The organism is Acidobacteriota bacterium (assembly GCA_016703965.1).
GTDB lineage: Bacteria > Acidobacteriota > Blastocatellia > Pyrinomonadales > Pyrinomonadaceae > OLB17.
Genome location: JADJBB010000021.1, coordinates 1,673,029 through 1,692,955, shown reverse-complemented (window position 1 = coordinate 1,692,955; position 19,927 = coordinate 1,673,029). Strand labels below are relative to the sequence as shown.

The 19,927-nt window shown below is 52.8% G+C and carries 13 protein-coding genes; 6 read left to right on the top strand and 7 right to left on the bottom strand.

What is annotated here, in order from left to right:
* Nucleotides 1-2 precede the first annotated feature (2 nt).
* Together IPG22_14580 and IPG22_14575 are read right to left on the bottom strand one after the other, a co-directional pair.
* The gene (locus tag IPG22_14580) at nt 3-3,248 is read right to left on the bottom strand and encodes an efflux RND transporter permease subunit (GenBank protein MBK6589513.1); all 3,246 of its coding nucleotides are present in this window, start codon (nt 3,246-3,248) and stop codon (nt 3-5) included.
* Between the two features lie 34 nt (nt 3,249-3,282).
* Nucleotides 3,283-4,578, bottom strand: a complete 1,296-nt coding sequence (locus IPG22_14575; GenBank protein ID MBK6589512.1) for an efflux RND transporter periplasmic adaptor subunit — start codon at nt 4,576-4,578, stop codon at nt 3,283-3,285.
* Between the two features lie 193 nt (nt 4,579-4,771).
* Here IPG22_14575 and IPG22_14570 point away from each other — a divergent pair, with 193 nt between their 5' ends.
* The gene (locus tag IPG22_14570) at nt 4,772-5,092 is read left to right on the top strand and encodes a rhodanese (GenBank protein MBK6589511.1); all 321 of its coding nucleotides are present in this window, start codon (nt 4,772-4,774) and stop codon (nt 5,090-5,092) included.
* 1 nt (nt 5,093) lies between these two features.
* Here IPG22_14570 and IPG22_14565 read toward each other — a convergent pair whose 3' ends face one another.
* From IPG22_14565 to IPG22_14555, 3 genes are read right to left on the bottom strand one after another with little or no spacing between them, the layout of a single operon-like run.
* Nucleotides 5,094-6,905 carry a hypothetical protein gene (locus IPG22_14565; GenBank protein MBK6589510.1) on the bottom strand — a complete coding sequence of 604 codons (1,812 nt, stop codon included), beginning with the start codon at nt 6,903-6,905 and terminating at the stop codon, nt 5,094-5,096.
* Between the two features lie 58 nt (nt 6,906-6,963).
* Complete coding sequence (locus tag IPG22_14560; protein MBK6589509.1) at nt 6,964-10,776, bottom strand: TonB-dependent receptor; 3,813 nt, start codon at nt 10,774-10,776, stop codon at nt 6,964-6,966.
* Nucleotides 10,777-10,805: 29 nt separating this feature from the next.
* Nucleotides 10,806-12,158 (bottom strand): dicarboxylate/amino acid:cation symporter, encoded by a 1,353-nt coding sequence (locus tag IPG22_14555; GenBank protein MBK6589508.1) that lies wholly within the window; start codon nt 12,156-12,158, stop codon nt 10,806-10,808.
* A gap of 245 nt (nt 12,159-12,403) precedes the next feature.
* Between IPG22_14555 and IPG22_14550 the strand changes: the two genes are divergently transcribed.
* Nucleotides 12,404-14,155 carry a HAMP domain-containing histidine kinase gene (locus IPG22_14550; protein ID MBK6589507.1) on the top strand — a complete coding sequence of 584 codons (1,752 nt, stop codon included), beginning with the start codon at nt 12,404-12,406 and terminating at the stop codon, nt 14,153-14,155.
* Nucleotides 14,121-14,810, top strand: a complete 690-nt coding sequence (locus tag IPG22_14545; GenBank protein MBK6589506.1) for a response regulator transcription factor — start codon at nt 14,121-14,123, stop codon at nt 14,808-14,810. The genes IPG22_14550 and IPG22_14545 overlap by 35 nt, the downstream gene beginning before the upstream one ends.
* A gap of 3 nt (nt 14,811-14,813) precedes the next feature.
* On the opposite strand, the gene IPG22_14540 is transcribed toward IPG22_14545, so the two are convergent.
* Entirely contained in the window at nt 14,814-15,110 is a 297-nt protein-coding gene (locus IPG22_14540) for a (2Fe-2S)-binding protein (GenBank protein MBK6589505.1), read from the bottom strand.
* 6 nt (nt 15,111-15,116) lie between these two features.
* Nucleotides 15,117-16,028 (bottom strand): LysR family transcriptional regulator, encoded by a 912-nt coding sequence (locus IPG22_14535; protein ID MBK6589504.1) that lies wholly within the window; start codon nt 16,026-16,028, stop codon nt 15,117-15,119.
* A gap of 146 nt (nt 16,029-16,174) precedes the next feature.
* Between IPG22_14535 and IPG22_14530 the strand changes: the two genes are divergently transcribed.
* The 3 genes from IPG22_14530 to IPG22_14520 all read left to right on the top strand — a co-directional run bounded on the left by IPG22_14530 (nt 16,175) and on the right by IPG22_14520 (nt 19,861).
* Entirely contained in the window at nt 16,175-16,510 is a 336-nt protein-coding gene (locus IPG22_14530; GenBank protein MBK6589503.1) for a hypothetical protein, read from the top strand.
* Nucleotides 16,511-17,028: 518 nt separating this feature from the next.
* Nucleotides 17,029-17,250 carry an NrdH-redoxin gene (locus IPG22_14525; GenBank protein MBK6589502.1) on the top strand — a complete coding sequence of 74 codons (222 nt, stop codon included), beginning with the start codon at nt 17,029-17,031 and terminating at the stop codon, nt 17,248-17,250.
* Nucleotides 17,251-17,425: 175 nt separating this feature from the next.
* Nucleotides 17,426-19,861, top strand: a complete 2,436-nt coding sequence (locus IPG22_14520; protein MBK6589501.1) for a protein kinase — start codon at nt 17,426-17,428, stop codon at nt 19,859-19,861.
* Nucleotides 19,862-19,927 lie beyond the last annotated feature (66 nt).

The window sequence follows — 19,927 nt, the reverse complement described above, 5'->3', positions numbered from 1 at the left end:
AATTACTGTGTCGCCTCGTCTCCCTCGATACGAATATCACCCGAGCTTGGTTTTTGTCGGCGAAACACTGACAGCATTCGCCCGCCGATCCCCGACAATGTAAGCCAGAGTGTCGTCGTCTTGGCATCGTCAAACAGCGAATAGAATACAGGCACTGCAAGAAGCGTCAGGAGCAGGCACATCGATTGGCCGCCCACGACAAGAATACCGATCGAACGGTTCGTCGCCGCACCGGCGCCGCTGCCGAGCGTGAGCGGGATCATGCCGGCGACGAGGGCCATCGTCGTCATCAGAATTGGCCTTAACCGGTCGCGATTCGCTTGAATGATAGCATCGTAACGGCCCATTCCTTTCTCTCGCAGCGTGTTCGTGTGATCGATCTGCAGGATCGCGTTCTTTTTAACGATCCCGAACAGGAGCAAAATTCCGAGGGCCGAAAAAATATTGAGTGTCTGCCCCGCTATTGCCGTCGAGAGCAGTGCGAATGGAACCGATAGCGGCAGTGTGAGCAAGATCGTTACCGGATGAATGAAGGATTCGAACTGCGCCGCGAGGATCAGATACATGAACACAAACGACAGCAAAAACGCGTAAAGGAAAGCCTCGTACGCTTTCTGCAGTTCCTTCGATTGCCCGGTCACGCCCGTCAAATATTCGGCAGGCATTTTCAGGTCCGCGGCAAATTGTTGCATCCTCGCGACCGCGTCCGATTCCGACGCGTTTGGCGGCAGGCCCGCCGAGACAGTGACTTGGCGCTGCCGATTCAACCGGTTGATCGATGATGGCGAAGTGCCTTCGTCGATCTTTACGACGCGTGCGAGATCGACGGTTCCGCCGTTCGACGAACCGACCGTAAAGTATCGGAAATTACTGCGATCGCGGCGATATTGTTCCTCGGCACGTACGACCACGTCATATTGTTTTGAGTTCTCGCTAAATGTCGAAACGATCTGTCCGGCCGAGAGAATATTCAGAGCCTGCGCCACGTCGCCCGCCCGAACGCCAAGATCCGCCGCCCGAGTTCGGTCGATCGTGACGCGTATTTCAGGATTTCCAACCTCGATCGATGTATCAGGGTCGCGATAGATGGGATCTTGCTTCATTCGCTCGACCATCGCGTTCGCATATTCGGTCAACTTGGCCATGTCCGGCCCCGCGATATAAAAACCAACGCCCGAGCCGCCGCGGCCTAAGCCGATACTGTTTCCGATCGAAGAGGATGCCGAGACCGTGACCTGATACTCTTTCGACGAATACTTCTTAGCAATAGCTCGAGTCTGATTGATAAGTTCGGCTTGAGATTTCTTACGCTCCGAGACCGGCAGCAACGCGACATTAATGAATCCATTGTTCGACCCCGAACCACGCCCAAATCCCGCCAAAACCAGGGTATTCTTCACACCCGGAACTTCCGCTCGAATATCGCGCGCCACGCGGTCGAGTATCGACTGCGTGGCGGAAAGCGAAGTTCCCTGCGGGCCTTTGACGTTCACTTGGAAAAGCGATTCATCCTCATCCGGCAAAAACGCCATACCGACGAATTTGTAGAGAGGAACCGTCGAAGCAACGGTCAGGATGCAGATCAGGACCACAGCCCAGCGGTGTCGCATCGACAAACGCAGCAGCCATGTGTAAGAGCCGTCGATCTTGCTGTAAAGCCAGCCTGCCTTTGAGTCGTGCGCATGGGCCGCTTCCGCTGGCGTATCTATTACGTCGCCCGTTATTTCATCACGGGTCACAGCGGCGCTGTCAGTTCCCTTTGCCCCTTCCTTTCTCTTGATCCAACGGGCTGCGAGCATTGGGGTAAGAGTGAAAGAAACTACCAGCGAAACCGCAATTGCGGCGGCCGACGTCAGCCCGAAGGAAGACATAAAGCGGCCAACGATCCCGGTCATAAAACCAACCGGAATAAAGACCGCCAGCAGCGAAAGCGTCGTCGCAAGAACAGGCAGGCCGATCTCGCGTGTTCCTTCGACAGCGGCCTGGAACGGGTCCATTCCCTTTTCTTCGACAAAGCGGTAAATATTTTCAAGCACGACGATCGCGTCGTCGATCACGATGCCCACCATCAGCGTTAGAGCTAGCATCGTCATCTGGTTCAGCGAAAAGCCGAACGCCGCGATGGCGGCAAAAGCCGCAATGATCGAGACCGGGATCGCCAGGGCCGCGATGATGGTCGAGCGGAAGTTCCACAGGAAGATAAAAACAATGATCGCCGCAAAAAGGCCGCCGAGCACAAGATGCTCTTCGATCGCGGTCAGCGAATTCTGAATAAATTCAGACTGGTCGCGGATCGTTGCGATCTTCATATCCGACGGCAGATTTGGAATGATCGTCGCCATTCGCGACTTTACGTTATTGATGACAGCGATGGTATTCGACCCGGCTTGTTTGCGGATCCCGACCGATACTGACGTGACGCCGTCAAGCGAAGCCGCCATCATCGCCTCACCACCGGATTTCTCGACGTTGCCGATGTCCTTGATCTTTATCGGAAAGCCGTTTCGGGTTGCAATAACGATCTCGTTGAATTGCTCAACCTCGGTGAGCTTACTCATCGTGCGAACGCCTAACGTTCGCTGGCCTTCGACAATATTGCCGCCGGGCATTTCCTGATTTTGCGAGCGGATCGCTGCCGAGACCTCGGTTACCGCGAGATTGAATGCCCGGAGCCGGTCAGGATTCACGCTGACAAGGATCTGAGGCGTTCGCGAGCCCCACATAAATACCTCGGCTACGCCGTCGGCACTCTCGATCCTTTTTTGAATGAGAAGTTCGACCTGTTCGGTCAGTTCAACGACGTCGCGCGGAGCGCTGACCGTGTACATCAGGATCGGCTGTGAGTCAGGATCTGATTTCTGAGCCACCGGCGGGTCGGCACTCTCGGGAAGCCTATTGCTCACCGTGCTTAGTTTCTGCTGGATCTCCTGAAAAGCGACGTCCGGATCTTTTTCAAGATTGAAGGTCAGTGTTACGTTCGAACTGCCGCGGGACGAAGATGACCGCATCTCCTCGACGCCCGGAACTGTGTTTAGGGCACCTTCGATAACGTCGGTGATCTCAGTCTCGATCTCTTCCGGTGCCGCACCGGGATTTCCCGTTCGCACCGAGATCGTCGGCAGATCGATCTTTGGAAAACGATCAACGCCGAGCGTAAAAAAGCTGAATCCGCCTACGACCGTCATAAACAAGACAATGACAGTCGCAAAAACCGGACGGTGAACACAAATTTCAGCTAACCACTGCATATACTTCTAAGTCCAAGGTTCAAGATCCAGGCCGCTAGGCAGCCACTTTGGCTCCTTCGTAAAGTTGGTCGAGATTGCTCGTCGCGACGACTTCGTCGGCGTTCAGGCCGTTCATTATTTGCAGGCTGCTGCCTTCTTCAGGTCCAAGTTGGACAACCCGCAGCTTAGCGACGCCTTCAACAATTACAAAAACACGATAGGACTGCGTTGCCTGGTCATTATAAACCGCGGCTTTGGGAACGAAGATACCTTTGCCGCCGCCTTCTTTGTTGATCCTGACGGTCGCAAACATGCCGGGCCGCAGTGCGTTATCGCCGTTCTCGATGGAAGCTTCGACGATCGCCGAACGGGAAACAGGATCGACCGCCGGATTTACTGATGTTACCGTTCCGGCAAACTTGCGATCCTTGTAGGCATCGATCAAAACAGAAACGCCGCGTCCTAAAACAACGTACGGAAGGTCAGCTTCTGCGACTTGTATCTGAATTTTGATCGGGTTCGTCCGCAGAATGGTCGCGACGACCGAGGCTGATGAAACGTATTCCCCAACCGCGACCGGGCGATTGCTGACAAACCCCGAGAACGGAGCTCGTATCACCGTATCGACGATCGCCTGCTGAGCGTCAGCAACCTGTGTCATAGCCGATTCGACGTCGGCATTGGCGGCCGCAATCGCCTGATTGCTCTGCTTTGCGGTGTTGATCGTGACTTCAAGCTGCTGGCGAGCGGCGTTAGCTCGTGTTCTGGCCGTATCCCGCTGCGTGCGATAGGTTTCGTACGTCATCATGGCGACATCGCCTGATTCTGTTAGTTCGCGGTACCGTTTTTCATTGGCCTCCGCCTGTTTTAGCTCGGCCAGGGTCTGCTCGTAATTCGCATTCGCGGCACGCACCTCAGGGATATTCGACGCAGTGAACTTCCCGTTCGGCCCAAGCCCTAAACGAGCCTCCGCCTGGGCGACAGAAACCTTAGAACGCTTTAACGCTGCCTGAGCACTCGCGAGCTGCAGCTTTGCATCCCGGTCATCGACCCGGGCGATCACCGCACCGCCGGAAACGAACTGTCCGGCGTTAACCGAAAGATTTGCGATCTTTCCGGCCGTCTTCGGTGCAACGTCCGAGGTTTCGTCAGCCGTAACGCTGCCGGTTGCCTGGATGACTGCAGCAATATCTCGCGACTCGGTCTTCGCGGTCGTTACCGATATCACCGCAGCCTGCGGGTTCTCCGCATTCGAGTTGTTGCCGCGGCGATCATTCGACGAGGTTGACCCACATGAGGCCGACAGCAGTACGCCCGCGCAGACCAAGGATGTTAAGCTTTCTTTCCACATAGATAGTGTCTAAGCTTTGAGTTTACAATACTCTCTTCGTGCGTCCGACGTTTTTGTATGTAAATTTTTGTCAATAATAAATGAATGCGACCATACATTACGCTATTCGGATGGGTGCTTTTGGGTTGTGAAGAGTGCCCCCGGCGGTGATAAAATGGGAACGTAGTAAATATCCTAATAGCGATAAAATAATATGAACCAGATTACCGTTACAGAACTAAAAGCGCGGCTTGATGTGGGAGATGATATCCAATTGATCGATGTTCGTCAGCCGGATGAGTATGCATTTGCAAGTATCAAAGGAGCAAAACTGATCCCTCTCGGCGAGATACCATCGAGAAAAGGTGAGATCGACGAAACTCGCGAGACGGTCGTGCACTGCAAAATGGGCGGGCGAAGCGCCCGGGCGATCGAGTTTCTCGAGCAATCAGGATTTACCGGCAAGCTCTCGAATCTCGTCGGTGGTATCACGGCGTGGTCGAATGAGATCGATCCAACTGTACCGAAATACTAGGTCATTGATTCCGTTTCTCAAGCACCTTTTGAGCCGCCCGTGCCATCCCTAGTTGGTCGTGAGCGATTCCCGGAACTTCGAAGAGCTGCCACTTGGTTTTCGGATTGAGTGCCTTCACTTTAGCAAACATAAAACCTGCTCGCTCGAAACGGTTCTTGCCTTGAGAGTCTGCCTCCGGCGTTTGACGCAGACTCTCTGTCCGTTCGACATCCGCCGTTCCGCGCATTAGGACGAGGTCGGTATTCGTCCATTCAAGGATATTTTTATCACTTATAACAACCGGCGAATTCTTGGTTCCGTACGGAAACCTTACCCCTGAATCGGGAAGCGTGTAAAATCCGGGATTCCCTGCGATCGCGAGCCTCACATGGTTCTGCGGTAAGTAGAGCATGAACCGGTGAACGAACTGACCGCCGGCGGAATGTCCGAACAGGTCGTACTGCTTGGCGGTTACGCCAAATTTCGTTTTCGCCATCTCGAACAATTGCTCGATCACGGTAAAGGCCCATTTTGTCCTGGGATTGGGCGTGTTGTCTTGCTCTTTCCCGGTCGCGATATTGCCAAAATTATATCCGAGCGGCTCGGGCCAATTTTTCTCGTCAAATTGCGGCGACAGCACCAGATAGTCGTTCTTCGCGGCCCAATCGACCCACGAATCAAGATATTCATCGGCATTACGCTGCCGTCCTGCCATGACCATCAGAACCTTTGTCTTATCTGAGACCTTTGGTGGAACCGAGTAAAATACCTTTATCTCCGGATTATCCGGACTTTTGAACACGAACGATAGCCGGTCCGGAGCCGTAACGGCGGCGTTCGCTGGAAACGCACATTTTAACCCATCGACGACCTGCTGCCACGATCTCCGGTCTTTGCGGATCGCAGGTTCCTGTTCGATGTGGATGAAAGACCCTGGTTCGGGCGACGACTTCACGCCAGTTCCGCACGGATCGCTCGTCTCGCCATTTGAAAATCTGCCCTGTACGTTGCTCAGAGCATTGAGCGGACAAGTTGTGTTCCCGTCGTATATCTGAGCTTCAACACCGCTTTTAGTGAGACAAGAAAGCAAACGCTTAGAATTGGTTGTCACGGTCGCACTTCCCGTACTCACGAAAGCATTGGGACACGTTTCCCTCTCGGTCATACCGTGCAGCTGAACCGCAACCGTCGCCGGACGGGCCTTGATCAGAGCTTCATGAACTGCGTGAAACGGCGTAGCAACTGCATGGGCGACATCAGAAACGGGATAGTTTGCGTCCGGATCTGAAGATTTCGGCTGGGTGCAAGGCGTATCCTGTTTGTTCGCCCGGCGATGAGCTCCGGCAAGAATGTAGGCTCCGGCGTTGGTTTGAAGAAACGCATCGACCCCTTCGAACTCGGTCTTGCTGTCGAAAACCGGATGTGGGATCTCGATCGCCAGCGGATTCGCCGATCGCGGATCAAAAGCGAAAAGCCCCCAACCGGATTGAAGCGGCACCTTCTCCTCAAACAAGTAAAACTCACGCCCCGAGGATCTGTCGGTGAAAAGTGATAATTCGTACGGAAACGACAACTGCTTCAGCATCTGCTCTGCATCGGCAGGACGAGCCGAATAAATGCTCTCGACAATGAAACGCCACGCTTTCAGCTGTCCCGCAGTCGGAACCCGGAATGCGTCAGAATCACGCTTGATCTGATTAGCCGAGGCTCGCTCGACGATCTCCAGCAGGCTGCCCTCACGTTTCGGGATGCCTAAGGCAATTTGAGCGGAAGCGGCAAACAACGCTCCGGTAACTAAACAAACGAAGAACGTTATCGAGTTTGATCGAGACATGATTAATTGAGAAACGCCGCCGAATACTTCGGGCCATTCGGCGGCGATAAAGCTGCGGTTAAAAGTTCAAACGAAGAGCGAACTGCATCAGCCGCGGACGGCCAACGATGCCGGTGATCCGTCCGAAGTTCGTGCTGTTGATGTCCGTGACCGGGTTGTCATAATTCACCGTGTTAAAAACGTTGAAGATCTCACCACGAAACTCAAGGTTCATCCGTTCGTTGATCCTCGTTCGTTTGAGGACATTCAGGTCAAAATTGAAGAATGACGGCCCGAATATCGACGACAATCCAAGCGAACCGATCTTGCCGGCTTGCGGATTAAGAAAGATGACGCTCGCTGGATTGCTTGTGCTTCCCGGAGCAAGGTCAGGATTAATGTAAAAAACTCCTGTTCCGGTGTTTCTCACACCGAGAAGCTCTGAAAGAGCCTTACGATCTAACCCGCCAACTACGTCAATGGTGTTCGATGCAGAACGGTCATCGCGGTTAAAGGTTCCCCTTCCTGAGAGAAGGCTCAGCGGATCACCGGTCGTGTACTTAACGATTCCGCCAAGCTGCCAGCCACTGATCAATCCGCCAACGATCCCGCGTTCGCGACGAAGGAACTTTCTCCCTCGTCCGAATGGCAGTTGGTACAGTGTGTTCGCCAGAAACTGATGCGTCGCGTTGAACTGAGAGTATTCTCTGCCGGTATCTCTAAGGGTCAGGAATGAGTTAGTGTCGCCCGTAGATCCAATAAAATCCGACAGGCCTTTTGCCCACGTATAGCTTGCCTGAAATCTCAATCCGCCGGACAAACGCCTCGTGAGTTCGACCTGAAGCGAATCGTATGCCGACGTTGAGCCATTAGTAAAGAGCTGGGCACCGCGAACCGACGGATTTGCTCTGATAAAGTTGATCGGCAATTCGCCTCTGGCGACCGCATCATAAAATGGAGCTCCGCGCACGCCGCTTATCAGTCGAACACGTGAAACATAATCAGCAAAATCGCCCACACGGTTCTGGTCCAGCCGCGTGATGTAGTTTGCGTTCGCAAACTCTGTCGCTCGCCCGAAAAACAGTACTTCAAACAGCGGATTTTGAACGCTTCCCGTGAGAGCCGAGTTGTAGCGGAAGTTGTCAGCCGTACATACCGTTGGATTGGCCCGGCAAACCGTAAGGTTGTTCTGAGCGACTCTAAACGCGTCGAGGATCGTCTGTCCCGTTCGCGTGTCGCGGGCAAAGATGTTGACCTCGTTCACGTCATAGCCGCGATAGAGTTTGCGGCCGCGGTTGCCGACATAGCGAACCTCGAGTGACGTCCCTTTGAATATTTCGTGCTGAATCCCGAAATTGAAATCGTGAAGGAATGGAGTTTTCAAGTTCTCGTCGAAGGCCCTTATATCGACGGTCGAATTCGTCTGAATGCTCTGCGGAGCCGGGATCGTCACCGTCGGGGTTGGCGTCACACCGATGCCGTCACGCAGATAGCCGGTGTTGATCGCCCGCGTAGTCGTCAGGATCAGCCCCTCGTTATCGTCGAGCGTTCCGTCGATGGTGTTAAAACTCCCCTGGAAATAGCTGATCCGGTATCCGCCGCGAACCGATGTCTTGCCCTTGCTGAATGGATCCCATGCAAAGCCTGCAACGGGAGCAAAATTATTCTTATCAGTGTTGAATAACTTTCCGTTCGGAGCGAAATCGAGTACCGGATTGCTTCCGGTCAATGTTCCCGGCTGGAAGAGATTTCCGGGCCCTGAGATTCCATAAAGAGCCCCCGAACCGCCGACGGGCAGCAGGCCAAGGTTATTCAATTCGCGAACTGCGGTGTTGAGTTCATATCGAATACCCAAATTCAGATTCAGATTCTTGCTGAAACGCCACGAATCCTGGAAGTACAAATTCGTTTCCCAGGCAGTGTAGCCGCGGCGCTCAGGCTCACCGCGAACCGCTCCCGACGATTGGCTGACGGCATTGAATGTCTGAATAACCGACCCAAGTGCTCCGGTCAGCGTATTCGCCAGAATGCGGGCGTTCAGGTAATCGGTCGAAGTGCTGCCGCGAAATTGCGATGTCTGCGTGAATCCGGGCGAATTATCCGTACTGAAATCTACGATCGGGATCGTCCCGTCAAATGTATAACGCTTCACCCACGGGTTCCGGATCTCGACGCCCGTCTTGAAAGTATGATTCCCACGAAGCAGCGTCAGGTTATCGGTCCACTGAAGCACGCGGAGATTTCGGTTCGAACCAATGAAATCGTCTTCCGGATCGAAAACATTCGCCAGGTCGATCCGATACCCGCGAGAGAAATCCGCCGTATTGCCAAAGGTTAGCGTCGAGATCTGGGCTCCGAAACGAGCTTCATTTATCACCGTCGGACTGATCACCGAACGGAACGTCGCCGACAGGCCGCGGCCGATCGTGTTGCGTGTTCTGTATGTCGAATCCGGGTATGCCGGCTCGCCTTCGTTGATGTAGTCACCGTTGAAGTTGATATCGCCGTAGTTATATGTCGCCTCGAACGAATGCCGGTCGTTAAACCGGTGATCGATCCTCATTGAAACCTGGTCGGATGGCGAAAGGATCTTTGAGTTGAAACGAAAACCGCCTGTATTCAATCCGTCGCCGATCTGGAAATTGTTCGGCAACGGCATCACGGACATGAAGGCTCGCACCGTCGGGTCGATCGGCTGATTTAATCTCGCCGTTCCGGGAATGGTTAGAACATTTTGAACGCAGATCGCTCCATTCGCGATGATCGTTCCCGCAGTTGCCGCACAGGTTCCGCTTTGGGTCGTTGCAGTGCCGGCGGCAACAGTTACGGTCGCAGCGGCGGCGTTTGCCGGTGTGGTCGGAAGGCCTTTGACGTAGCGAAAGACGCCCGTCAGTGCCTGCGAAGTGTATACCAAGCGGTTACGCGAAAGGCCTCGCGATTCGCGTTTGCCTTCGTAGGAGACAAAGAAGAACATCTTGTCTTTGATGATCGGCCCGCCGAGTCTGCCGCCGAATTGATTGCGGATAAGCGGTTCGCGGGGAACGTTCTGGCCATCTTCGAGGATCGTCGAATTGTTAAAGAAGTTGTTCGCGTTGAACGCCGTGTTTCGATGGTAGTTAAACACCGAACCGCGAAATTGATTCGTTCCCGAAGCCGTTACGGCATTGATCTGTGCCGATCCGCGGCCGAATTCAGCCGATGGCAGCGATGTGGTCACGCGAAACTCACCGATGCTCTCAACGCTGACCGGAATGACGCCGAGGGTAATATTTGCCGGCGTTTTCAGAAAATTGTCCGACGCATTAACGCCGTCGACCGTCAGATTGTTCGCGACCGTACGGTTGCCGTTGATCGAGAAACTCGTCGTTTCGCCGTCGCCTCCTGTTTTTGTCTGAACACCTGCCTGCAATGCCGTCAGCTCAAATGGATTCCTGCCATCAAGCGGCAATTCCAGTATCTTTTGCCGGTCAACCACCTCGCCTACCTCTGCGTTTGCAGTGTTGATGGTCACCTGGGCGTCATCGGCAGAAACGGTGATCTCTTCGCTGATGGCACCGATCTCGAGTTGGATGATCACGCTCGAAACCGTTCCGACCTGGACGACGACACCTTCGACAAGCGATTTCTTGAAGCCTTTGAGTTCGGCGGTGATCGTGTAGGTTCCAGGCTTCACCTCCGAAACGGAGAAGGCTCCGTCATTATTTGATGAAGCGGTGAGAGATTCGCCGGTTAACGTATTCTTGACCGAGATCGCGGTGTTGGGTACGACTTGTCCCTGAGGATCCTTGATAGTTCCCTCGATGCGTCCACGCAGCGTCTGCCCCAAAACCATCGTGCCGGCAAGCGCGATCAGTATCATACAAAATGCGGTAAGAAATATCCTGTTCTTCATATTTTTGTTTCCCTTTCCGTTCAAAAAACTTAAGACTCAACAACTTCGATCCTTCGGATCAGGTTCTCATCTTCCTCGATCGGATTTTCAGCAAGCGGCAAGGTTCCATTCAGGACCATTCCGGCACGGACCGCGTCGAATTCGCCTTCCCATTTAGCGACCACCACGGTCGCGACGCCATTGCCGATCAGGTTTGTCAGAGCTCTCGCCTCGGACATAAAACGGTCTACGCCTAAAAGCAAAGCAATGCCTGTAACCGGGATCGTGCCGACAGTGGAAAGCGTTGCAGCCAAAGTGATAAATCCGCTGCCGGTCACGCCGGCAGCTCCTTTTGAAGTAAGCAGCAGTACCAATAAAATGCTTAATTCCTGGCCAAATGTCAACGGCGTATTTGTCGCCTGGGCGACGAAGATCGCGGCGATAGTTAGGTAGATCGCTGTTCCGTCGAGGTTGAACGAATAGCCCGACGGAATGACCAAACCGACAACCGACTTTGTGCAGCCGAGATGCTCGAGCTTTTCCATCATTCGCGGAAGAGCCGATTCAGAGCTGGAGGTTCCAACCACGATCAGGATCTCCTCCTTGATATAGCGAATGAACTTGATCAGCGAAAAACCGGCAAACCGGGCTATCAAGCCAAGCACGACAAAGATAAACAACGCACATGTGACATAAACGCAAAGCATCACCGTCGCCAGCGATTGCAGCGTTCCGATGCCGAACTTTCCGATCGTAAAAGCCATTGCTCCAAAGGCGCCGATCGGTGCAAAACGCATGATGACCGTAATGATGCCGAAAAAGACCTTTGAGATCAGATCGATCCCCTTCAAGATCGGCTTTCCTTTGTCCCCTAGCATCGTCAGAGCAATGCCGAACAAGATCGCAAAGAAAAGCACCTGCAGGATCTCGCCTTTTGCAAAGGCATCAAAGATCGTGTCCGGAATTATGTGGAGGAAAAAATCGACAGTGCTCTGGTCTTGAGCTACTTTTGTGAACTGCTCGATGCCCTTTGCATCGAGCGTGGCCGGGTCGGCATTGATCCCTACGCCCGGCCGAACTATTTTGACAACAATGAGGCCTATGAAAAGTGCGAAAGTGGTTACGACCTCAAAATAGATCAGTGCCTTAAGCCCGACTCGCCCGAACTTTTTCATGTCGCCGATGCCGCCGATCCCGCTCACGACCGTGAGGAAGATTATCGGAGCGATCACCATCTTTATCAATTTGATAAAGCCATCGCCCAAGGGTTTGAGCTTTTCGCCAAGCTGGGGAAAGAAAAACCCGACAAGTACGCCTAGGATAATGGCTGCGATGACCTGAAAGTACAGAACCTTATAGAAGGGCTGGCGTACTTTGACCGGTTCGTTTGTAATGATCTCCATAGGTCTCTTGCCCTTTCGATAGAGAGAGGAAAATTCCATCTATCCGGTCGCCCGGGCACCGAAACTGAAAAAAGTGATAAAAGGTACGGTTGAATCCAGGGTATTGTATTACGGAAGGCATTGGTATTCACCACACGTGCTGTAAAAAGATGTAACAAGTTGTAACAATTCTTCCGAAACTGTTTTTCGCGAGCCGTCGTGAAGTAATATATGAGGGTCAATAACCTCGTTGAAGCTCGAATACTATGGATCGCTGGAGACAAATGCTACGGTATCGATATCTCCTGATCGCCTCGGCTGCGATCGTTATCGCGATCGTTGCTCTTCTCTTTATTCAATACCGTTCAGTCAAGCGGAATCAGGAATATGCTCAAAAAACGATGCGGGCAAATCTTGAGCTTCATCTGCTTGAGATCGCCGACGATGCAAAACGCGGCGTCCTCGATCACGCTAATCACATCCTTCACAGCATCAGGCAGCAGCGGATCAGGGAACGGAATATTCCAAGCATTGAAAGATCCTTCACAAAACTCGTCAAACGTTACCCCGAGGTCGAAGATTGCTTCGTGGTCTTTTTTGATAGCGGGCGGGAAAACGATACGTGGCGGGCTCTTAAGTTCGTAAGGCCAAATGCTGACGATCCGACTTTCAAGGGCGTCCCGATCGGGCGTCTGGTTGAGGACGCAGAGCTTTCGGCGTCGCTTCGTCGGGCGTGGCAGGCTGTTCCGCAGCAGGAACAAACAGCTCTCTACACAGCCTTTGACCCTGAGATAATTGACTATAAACCGCACCAGTATTTCTTTCACACAGTTTCCGAGCTTGATGTTTTGGCTAGAGATGCTCCCCTGGAAAATGTCGGGCTGCTGGTTTTCAGTGCAAGACCCGACCATTTCCCGGCTACCGATTATCTGAAAAATTTAGTAGCTAAGCACCAGGAACGAGACAAGGAGATCGACGGATCGATCGGCAAACTCGATTACCAGATCAGTCTCGACGACGGCCCCGGCCAACGCGTCCTCGCCTCTACGGGTGACGCAGCCCCCGTGATCACGCGGCGTTTTGACGATTCGGATAAGCTCTTTCGCGGGTTACAGTTCGGTATTTCGTCCCCGGAGTTGATCTCCAGGACCTCGACATACACTTATACCCAATCGACCCTGTTTTTGGCATTGCTCGCCGCCGCAACGGCTGTTCTCGGCCTGGTCCTGACCTGGCGGGCCACGCGGCGTGAGATGAAGGTTGCTCAGCTCAAGTCAGATTTTCTTGCAAACATCTCGCACGAGCTGAAAACACCGCTTACGGCGATCAGAGCGTTCGGCGATCTTCTCGATTCCGGCAGGGCCACCAAGCCTGAACGCATCCGCGAATATGGCGGCATTATCAAGATGGAAAGCGACAGGCTGACCGCGCTGATCAATAACATTCTCGAACTGTCGCGGATCGAACGCGGAGCACGCAAATATAGATTGGAGCGAGCCGACCTGCGTGACATGGTAATCGAAACTGTCGACATCTTTCGCCATTCGCCCGAGGCTGCCGAATTCGACATCAAGGTAACTTCCCCGATATCGCCGGTCACAACAGCGTTTGATAAAGGAGCGATCCGCCAGGCTCTGATAAATCTCTTGTCGAATGCGGCGAAATATTCCGGCAGCAATAACGATCGCCGGATCGTTGTAGACTTGCGAACCGAGAGCCACAACGCGGTCATTGAAGTGAGAGATTTCGGGATCGGCATCGCAGATGAGGACCAGCTGAGCATTTTCCTGCCGTTTCATCGCTCTATGAATGACGAGATCCAGGCGAAAGGCGGTACCGGCCTTGGGCTCGCGATCGTCCGCGAATTTGCCCGCGGCCATGGCGGCGAGATCACGCTCGAGAGCAAACTGGGCGAAGGCGCGGTCTTCAAACTGCATTTACCGCTGATCGAAGAAGAAACATTAGAGGAAATTGAGGTAGCAAATGGCGCATATCTTGGTCATCGAGGACGAGCCTAGCGTAGCGATCGCCCTGCAGGACAGCCTCGAATCCGACGGCCATTCCGTCATCGTTGCGCCTGAGGGAAAAACGGGATTTGAATTGGCCTCAGGTCAAACCGAAGCGTTTGACCTGATACTGCTCGATCTGATGCTGCCGAAGATGAGCGGCCTCGAGATATGCCAGCGTTTGCGATCCGATGGGGTCGAGACACCGATCATCATGCTGACCGCTCGCGGTGCTGCCTCGGATGCAGCCTTCGGGCTTAAGCTGGGTGCAGATGATTATATTCCAAAACCGTTCGATGTTGGCGAACTGCTCGCCCGTATCGAAGCAGTTCTGCGGCGAAGCCACCAGCAGATACCTGAACAGGACCTTGCGTCCGTCGGCGACGTCCGGCTTGATTTTCGCCGGCTAAAGGCAACCCGCAACGGCGAGCCGCTTGACCTCAGCCCGAGGGCTTTTGAGATCCTCCAGCTCCTTTTCGAGCACAAGGGGGAAACCGTCACCCGCGAGCAGCTCCTGCATCACATTTGGGGCGAACACGCTTCGCTCTACACCCGGACGATCGATGCTCACATAACCCGCTTGAGGCAAAAGATCGAACCGAATCCTGCGATTCCTGCGCACATTGTGACCGTCCATCGCGTCGGCTATCGTCTGATCGTTGACTAATGTCTATTCGTTAGTGAGATCTATGTATTCCGCCATTCGCAGAATATTCATCCCTTCTGCGACATTCGTGCGGCACGCGATCAACGCCTTTTCCTTTCCGCCGTTGTCGATCCAAACCTGGCAGTTCAGACATTCGCCGTTCCAGCAGAAATCGCCGTACGAGATGCTATCAACCGCGAGATATTGAAAGCACCGCAGCAGCGTATTATTCTCGGGTACTTCCCTTTTCTCTCCGCAGATCTCGATCTCGACCAAGCGGTCATAGGGCTGAAACACATCTTTTATATCGTTAATATCCATTTTGGGTTAGCGCTGAAGAGCGGACGATTGCAGACGGTCTTTGTGTGCAAGCATAAATTCAATGAACGCCCTTATCGGAGCGGACGTCGCTCCTTTGAGAGAGACCATCGCAACAGTCCGCTTCAATTCATGGCTTTTGAGCCTGATCTGAGCGAGCTTTCCGTCTTTCATTTCCTGCTTAACGGTCCACGACGGCATCAACGAGATCCCGAGGCCGCGTTCGATCATTAGTTTTACAAAATATGTATCGTTTGACTCAAGAGCCATTTCTGGTTCTACTTTGATCTTTTTGAAGAATGCATCCGTCGCCCGCCTGATTGATGCCCCGCGTTCGAATAATATCCACCGCTCGTGTTTAATATCCCTCGCCGAAACCTCGGTAAATGTTGCCAACCGGTGCTTTTTACCAACAACCAGCACCAGTTCGTCCTTGAATAATTCGGTCACCTGCAGCGTCGGTGAATAGACCGCGATCGAAGCAAATCCGACGTCGGCAACCCCGCTCAGAATATCGTCAACCGTTTGCTCTGTGGTCGCTGTCGTGCGAAAAACGAGTTCGACGAGTTCCTGCTGATCCATGAACTCTTCGAACAGGGGTGCGAAAAGATAGACCAGTGCCTGCGTAGCCGCTGCAACCCGTACGCGGCCGGCGATCGCCTTTTCACGATCGGCAACCGCCTCGAGCATCTCGTCCGCCTCGGCCAGGATGCGTTTTGCGTGTTCAAGCGCCACTTTCCCAGCATCGGTGAGCAAGACGCCGCGTTTCGCCCGGATGAAGAGCGGAACTCCAAGTTCCTCTTCGAGAGCTTTTATCTGATGGCTAACCGCCGATTGGGTCAGATGCAGTTTTTCTGACGCCTTCGTAAAGTTAAGCGTCTCGGCTATCTCGCAAAATGTTCGCAGCTGCCAAATCTCCATCCGGTTTATTTACAATAGTTTAGAGCCATTAGTCTGATTCATTACCGCAATGAAAAATAAGAGTTGGTAATCAAGTTTCTCGCACGATTATACTTATTTATATCAACCGGGAACAGTTTTATACCCGGCGTTTACAAGGGGATTATATGAATACTTATAATTTACATTACGCTATTGATAATTCGGTCGATCAGATACCAGGCATGGGCCGCTCACTATTGCAGGTTTACACGGGCAGCCGCATCTCGGAAACGGAAGCCGAAAAACTGCTTCGCCGCATCGCCGATCACAAATGGCACATCAGCGAAAAACTCGACCGCGATGTCGGCTTTCACGTGGCGGCGATCGATTACGTCGAGAATTTTTACGAGCCTCAGCCTCCTGAGAGCCCGGTCTCGGCATTCGTCTCCAAAACCGGCCGCGTGATCCGTTCCGCGATCAGGAAATACCTGATCGCCAAGGGCGAGACGCTGCCCGTTTGACCACAGGATGATCTCAAATGGAGAGAGGATTTCTGAAAAGTCAGAGTTAGTAGAAGGTAACCACGGAAGGACACAAACAAAACACTAAAAAAACTAAGACTTTTCAATTTCGTGTCCTTTTTGGTGTTATTTCGTGGTCGTCTCCTATTGTCCTGACCAATCAGACTTCCTCTCTTTCTTTTACAAAAACGAAATTTTTAGTCACGGTTCCGCGCGGAAAAAACGTTCGACCAATCCCGCAAACTCATTTGAACAAAGTGGCCTTTCAATCGCGACGATCTCGTCATAACCCACGACCAAAGTGGCAAGAAATCGCGAAAAATGCTCAAAAGTAGGCCTAAATTGGAAAAGTGTGAAACGATTCACACTTTTGAAGTGATCAATTTCGGTGCGCGAGTTTTTTCCGAAATAATTCTCCCCCAAAAATGAACCAAGGTGTCGATATTTGCCTCTGACATTTTAGGTTGTCGTTTGTGATTCAGAGGAGTAAAATCATCGCTATAGTAAAAAATAAACCTATGTCGCTTGTGATCTACACGAAACCCGATTGCCCTTATTGTCAGAAAGCTCGCGATCACTACAGCTCGAACGGCATCGCATTCATCGACTACGACGCTCAAAACGATAAGCAGCGTCAGAGAGAGATGCTCGAATATTCCGTCGGCGACCTAACGGTTCCCTGCATCGTAGAAAATGGGAACTATATCGCGTCGGGGTGGGGCAACCCGCCGCGTGGCTGAACGATCCACATTGATTGACCGGCAGTTGGCCGGTCGTGGAAACAACAACTTAATTTTTTGAAATTATAAGGCGAAACCCTCCGTTCGCCTTTACATGAAACGTGATTAACTTTACGATTACCGTTCGTGGAAAATTGAACTTCGGGTTCTAACTCCGGATATCCACGTATTCCTTATGGTTGGTTCGCAAATTAACCAATACAAGATCCTCGAAAAGATCGGTTCCGGAGGCCAGGGAACCGTTTACAAGGCTCTCGATACTAAGCTTAACCGCACCGTTGTCATCAAGGTCTTACCGCCGGAACTCACTCAAAAAACATCGAACTTCAGGCGTTTCGAACGAGAGGCTCAGCTTTGTTCGCAGCTCGACCACCCGAACATTTGTACGATCTACGATTTTCATAGTGCGGACGGCGTTTTTTATATCGCCATGCAGTACGTTGAGGGAAAGAACGTTCGGCAATTGGTCGCAGGCCGGCCACTGGAGCTGAAAAGTGCGATCTCTATAGCGATCCAGGTTACCGACGCCCTAGCTTACGCCCATTCAAAAAATATCATTCACCGTGACGTCAAGGCCGGAAATATCATGGTCTCAGATTCCGGCCAGGTAAAGATCCTCGATTTTGGCCTCGCAAAGCTCCTCGAGGACGAGCACGCCCAGAGCCACGAAGGACTTGACCGGCACGAAATAACAGAACTCGGAATTCCCTACGGCACCGCGACTTACGCTGCTCCGGAACAGGCGAAGGGCGAGCGGGCAGATCATCGTTCGGATATATTCTCGACGGGAGTTCTGATCTATGAAATGCTAACGGGCATTTGGGCTTTTCAAGGAAAGACCGTTATCGACGTTCGACATCAGGTATTGTATGGAACGCCAAAGCCGATCGCAGATCTGCGAAAGGAACCGATCCCACCGCAGATCCAGCAGATCGTTGACAAGGCTCTGCAAAAAGATCCGAAAGACCGATACCAGAAGATCGCTACGATGCGTGACGATCTGCGAACCGTTTTGCAGCAGATCGCGGGAGCCCAAATAATGCCTGGCGACACGTATGCACCGGGCCACGCCGATGGCAGTGCGGTCAAACGTATGCTCAATTGGTTTACGGGCAAATCAATTCCCGAAGCGACCTCGGTCGGCAGCCAGACGCCGTCGATCGCAGTCACACCATCGTACGCCCCGGACATTTCGATGACGGCAGCGGGATCCGAGAAAAAGAGCGTTGCCATACTGCCGTTTCAGAATCTTAGCCAGGATCCCGCGTCAAGCTTCTACGAATTTGCTTTAGCTGACGCCGTTATCACTGAACTTGCCCAGATCCGTTCGATCATCGTGCGCCCAAGTTCCGTGATAGCAAAATACCAGGGCAAACAGGTGGATCCGCGAGAAGCGGGCAAGGAACTTCGCGTTCACGCCGTGCTTTCAGCGGGCTTTTTACGTGCCGGTGAGAAACTTCGGGTGACCGCCCAGCTTCTTGATGTCACAACCGGGGATATCCTTTGGAGCGACCGGATCGACGCCGAAGGCAGCGACATTCTTGCTCTGCAAGACGGTATCGCCCAACGAATACTCGAAGGCCTCCGCCTTGAGCTTACCGACCTCGAAGCGGAAAAACTCGGGCGCCGAGCGACCGACAACGCCGAAGCTTGGGAAGAATACCTTCGTGGCCGAGACAATTTTGGCCGATTCATCTTCCGGACGATCGACGCGGAGGACTGCGATGCCGCAATGGCGAATTTCAAGCGTGCGATCGAGCTCGATCCGCATTTCGCCCTTGCCTACAGCGGCCTGGGTGCCTGCTATGCGAACCGGGTCTTTAAAGGACTCGGAGAACCAGAGGACTACACTTACGCCGAGGCTGCGTTCAGCAAAGCGTTCTTCTACGACCAAAACGTTGTCGAAGCTCGAGTTTTGATGGTCATGATCTATATGGCTCGTGGCGAGAAGAAAAAGGCACGATCTGAGATCGAACTGCTGCAGAAGCAGTTCCCGAATGACGCGGCCCTATATTTCGTTAAAGGGGTCATGCACCGTCTTGACGGCGAATACAGCGAAGCACTTAAGGCATACGAAAAACTTGCACGCCTCGATCCGGCAGCCCGCCCTGTGGCGGCTTACAACAGTGCCCGAATATATATTTACAAGCGCGAGTTCGATAAGGCGCTCGAGATACTCGATCAGGCAGCCCGGTCCGAACCAAACCATCCAATGATCAGGATATTCCGTTCAGCGGTGCTTTACTATCAAGGCAAGTCAGACGAAGCTATCGCTATGATGGACAAGGTACTAAGGGAAAATCCCAGAATGGATGGTATTCGCCCACTGTATGCGGAGATCCTGGCCGGCTCGGGCAGGCCGGATGAGGCACGAGCCCAGTTGACCGAAGACGCTCTTTCGCTTTCGCGGGCCGACCATGACATGGCATATTGGGTAGGTTCAACCTACGCAATGCTCGGCGAAAAAGACTTAGCCTTTAAGTGGATCAACAAAGCCGTTCGGCTTGGCAACCAGAACAAACCTTACTTCGAAACCGACAAAAACCTCGATTCCATCCGCAGCGATCCTCGCTGGGCGGAATTAATGGAAAAGATGAATGATGGTGACTGATCCTCGGTTAGCCTGATCGCTCCTACATAACGAAATTTGCCCAAACTTTCCTACCCCGCTCGCCGT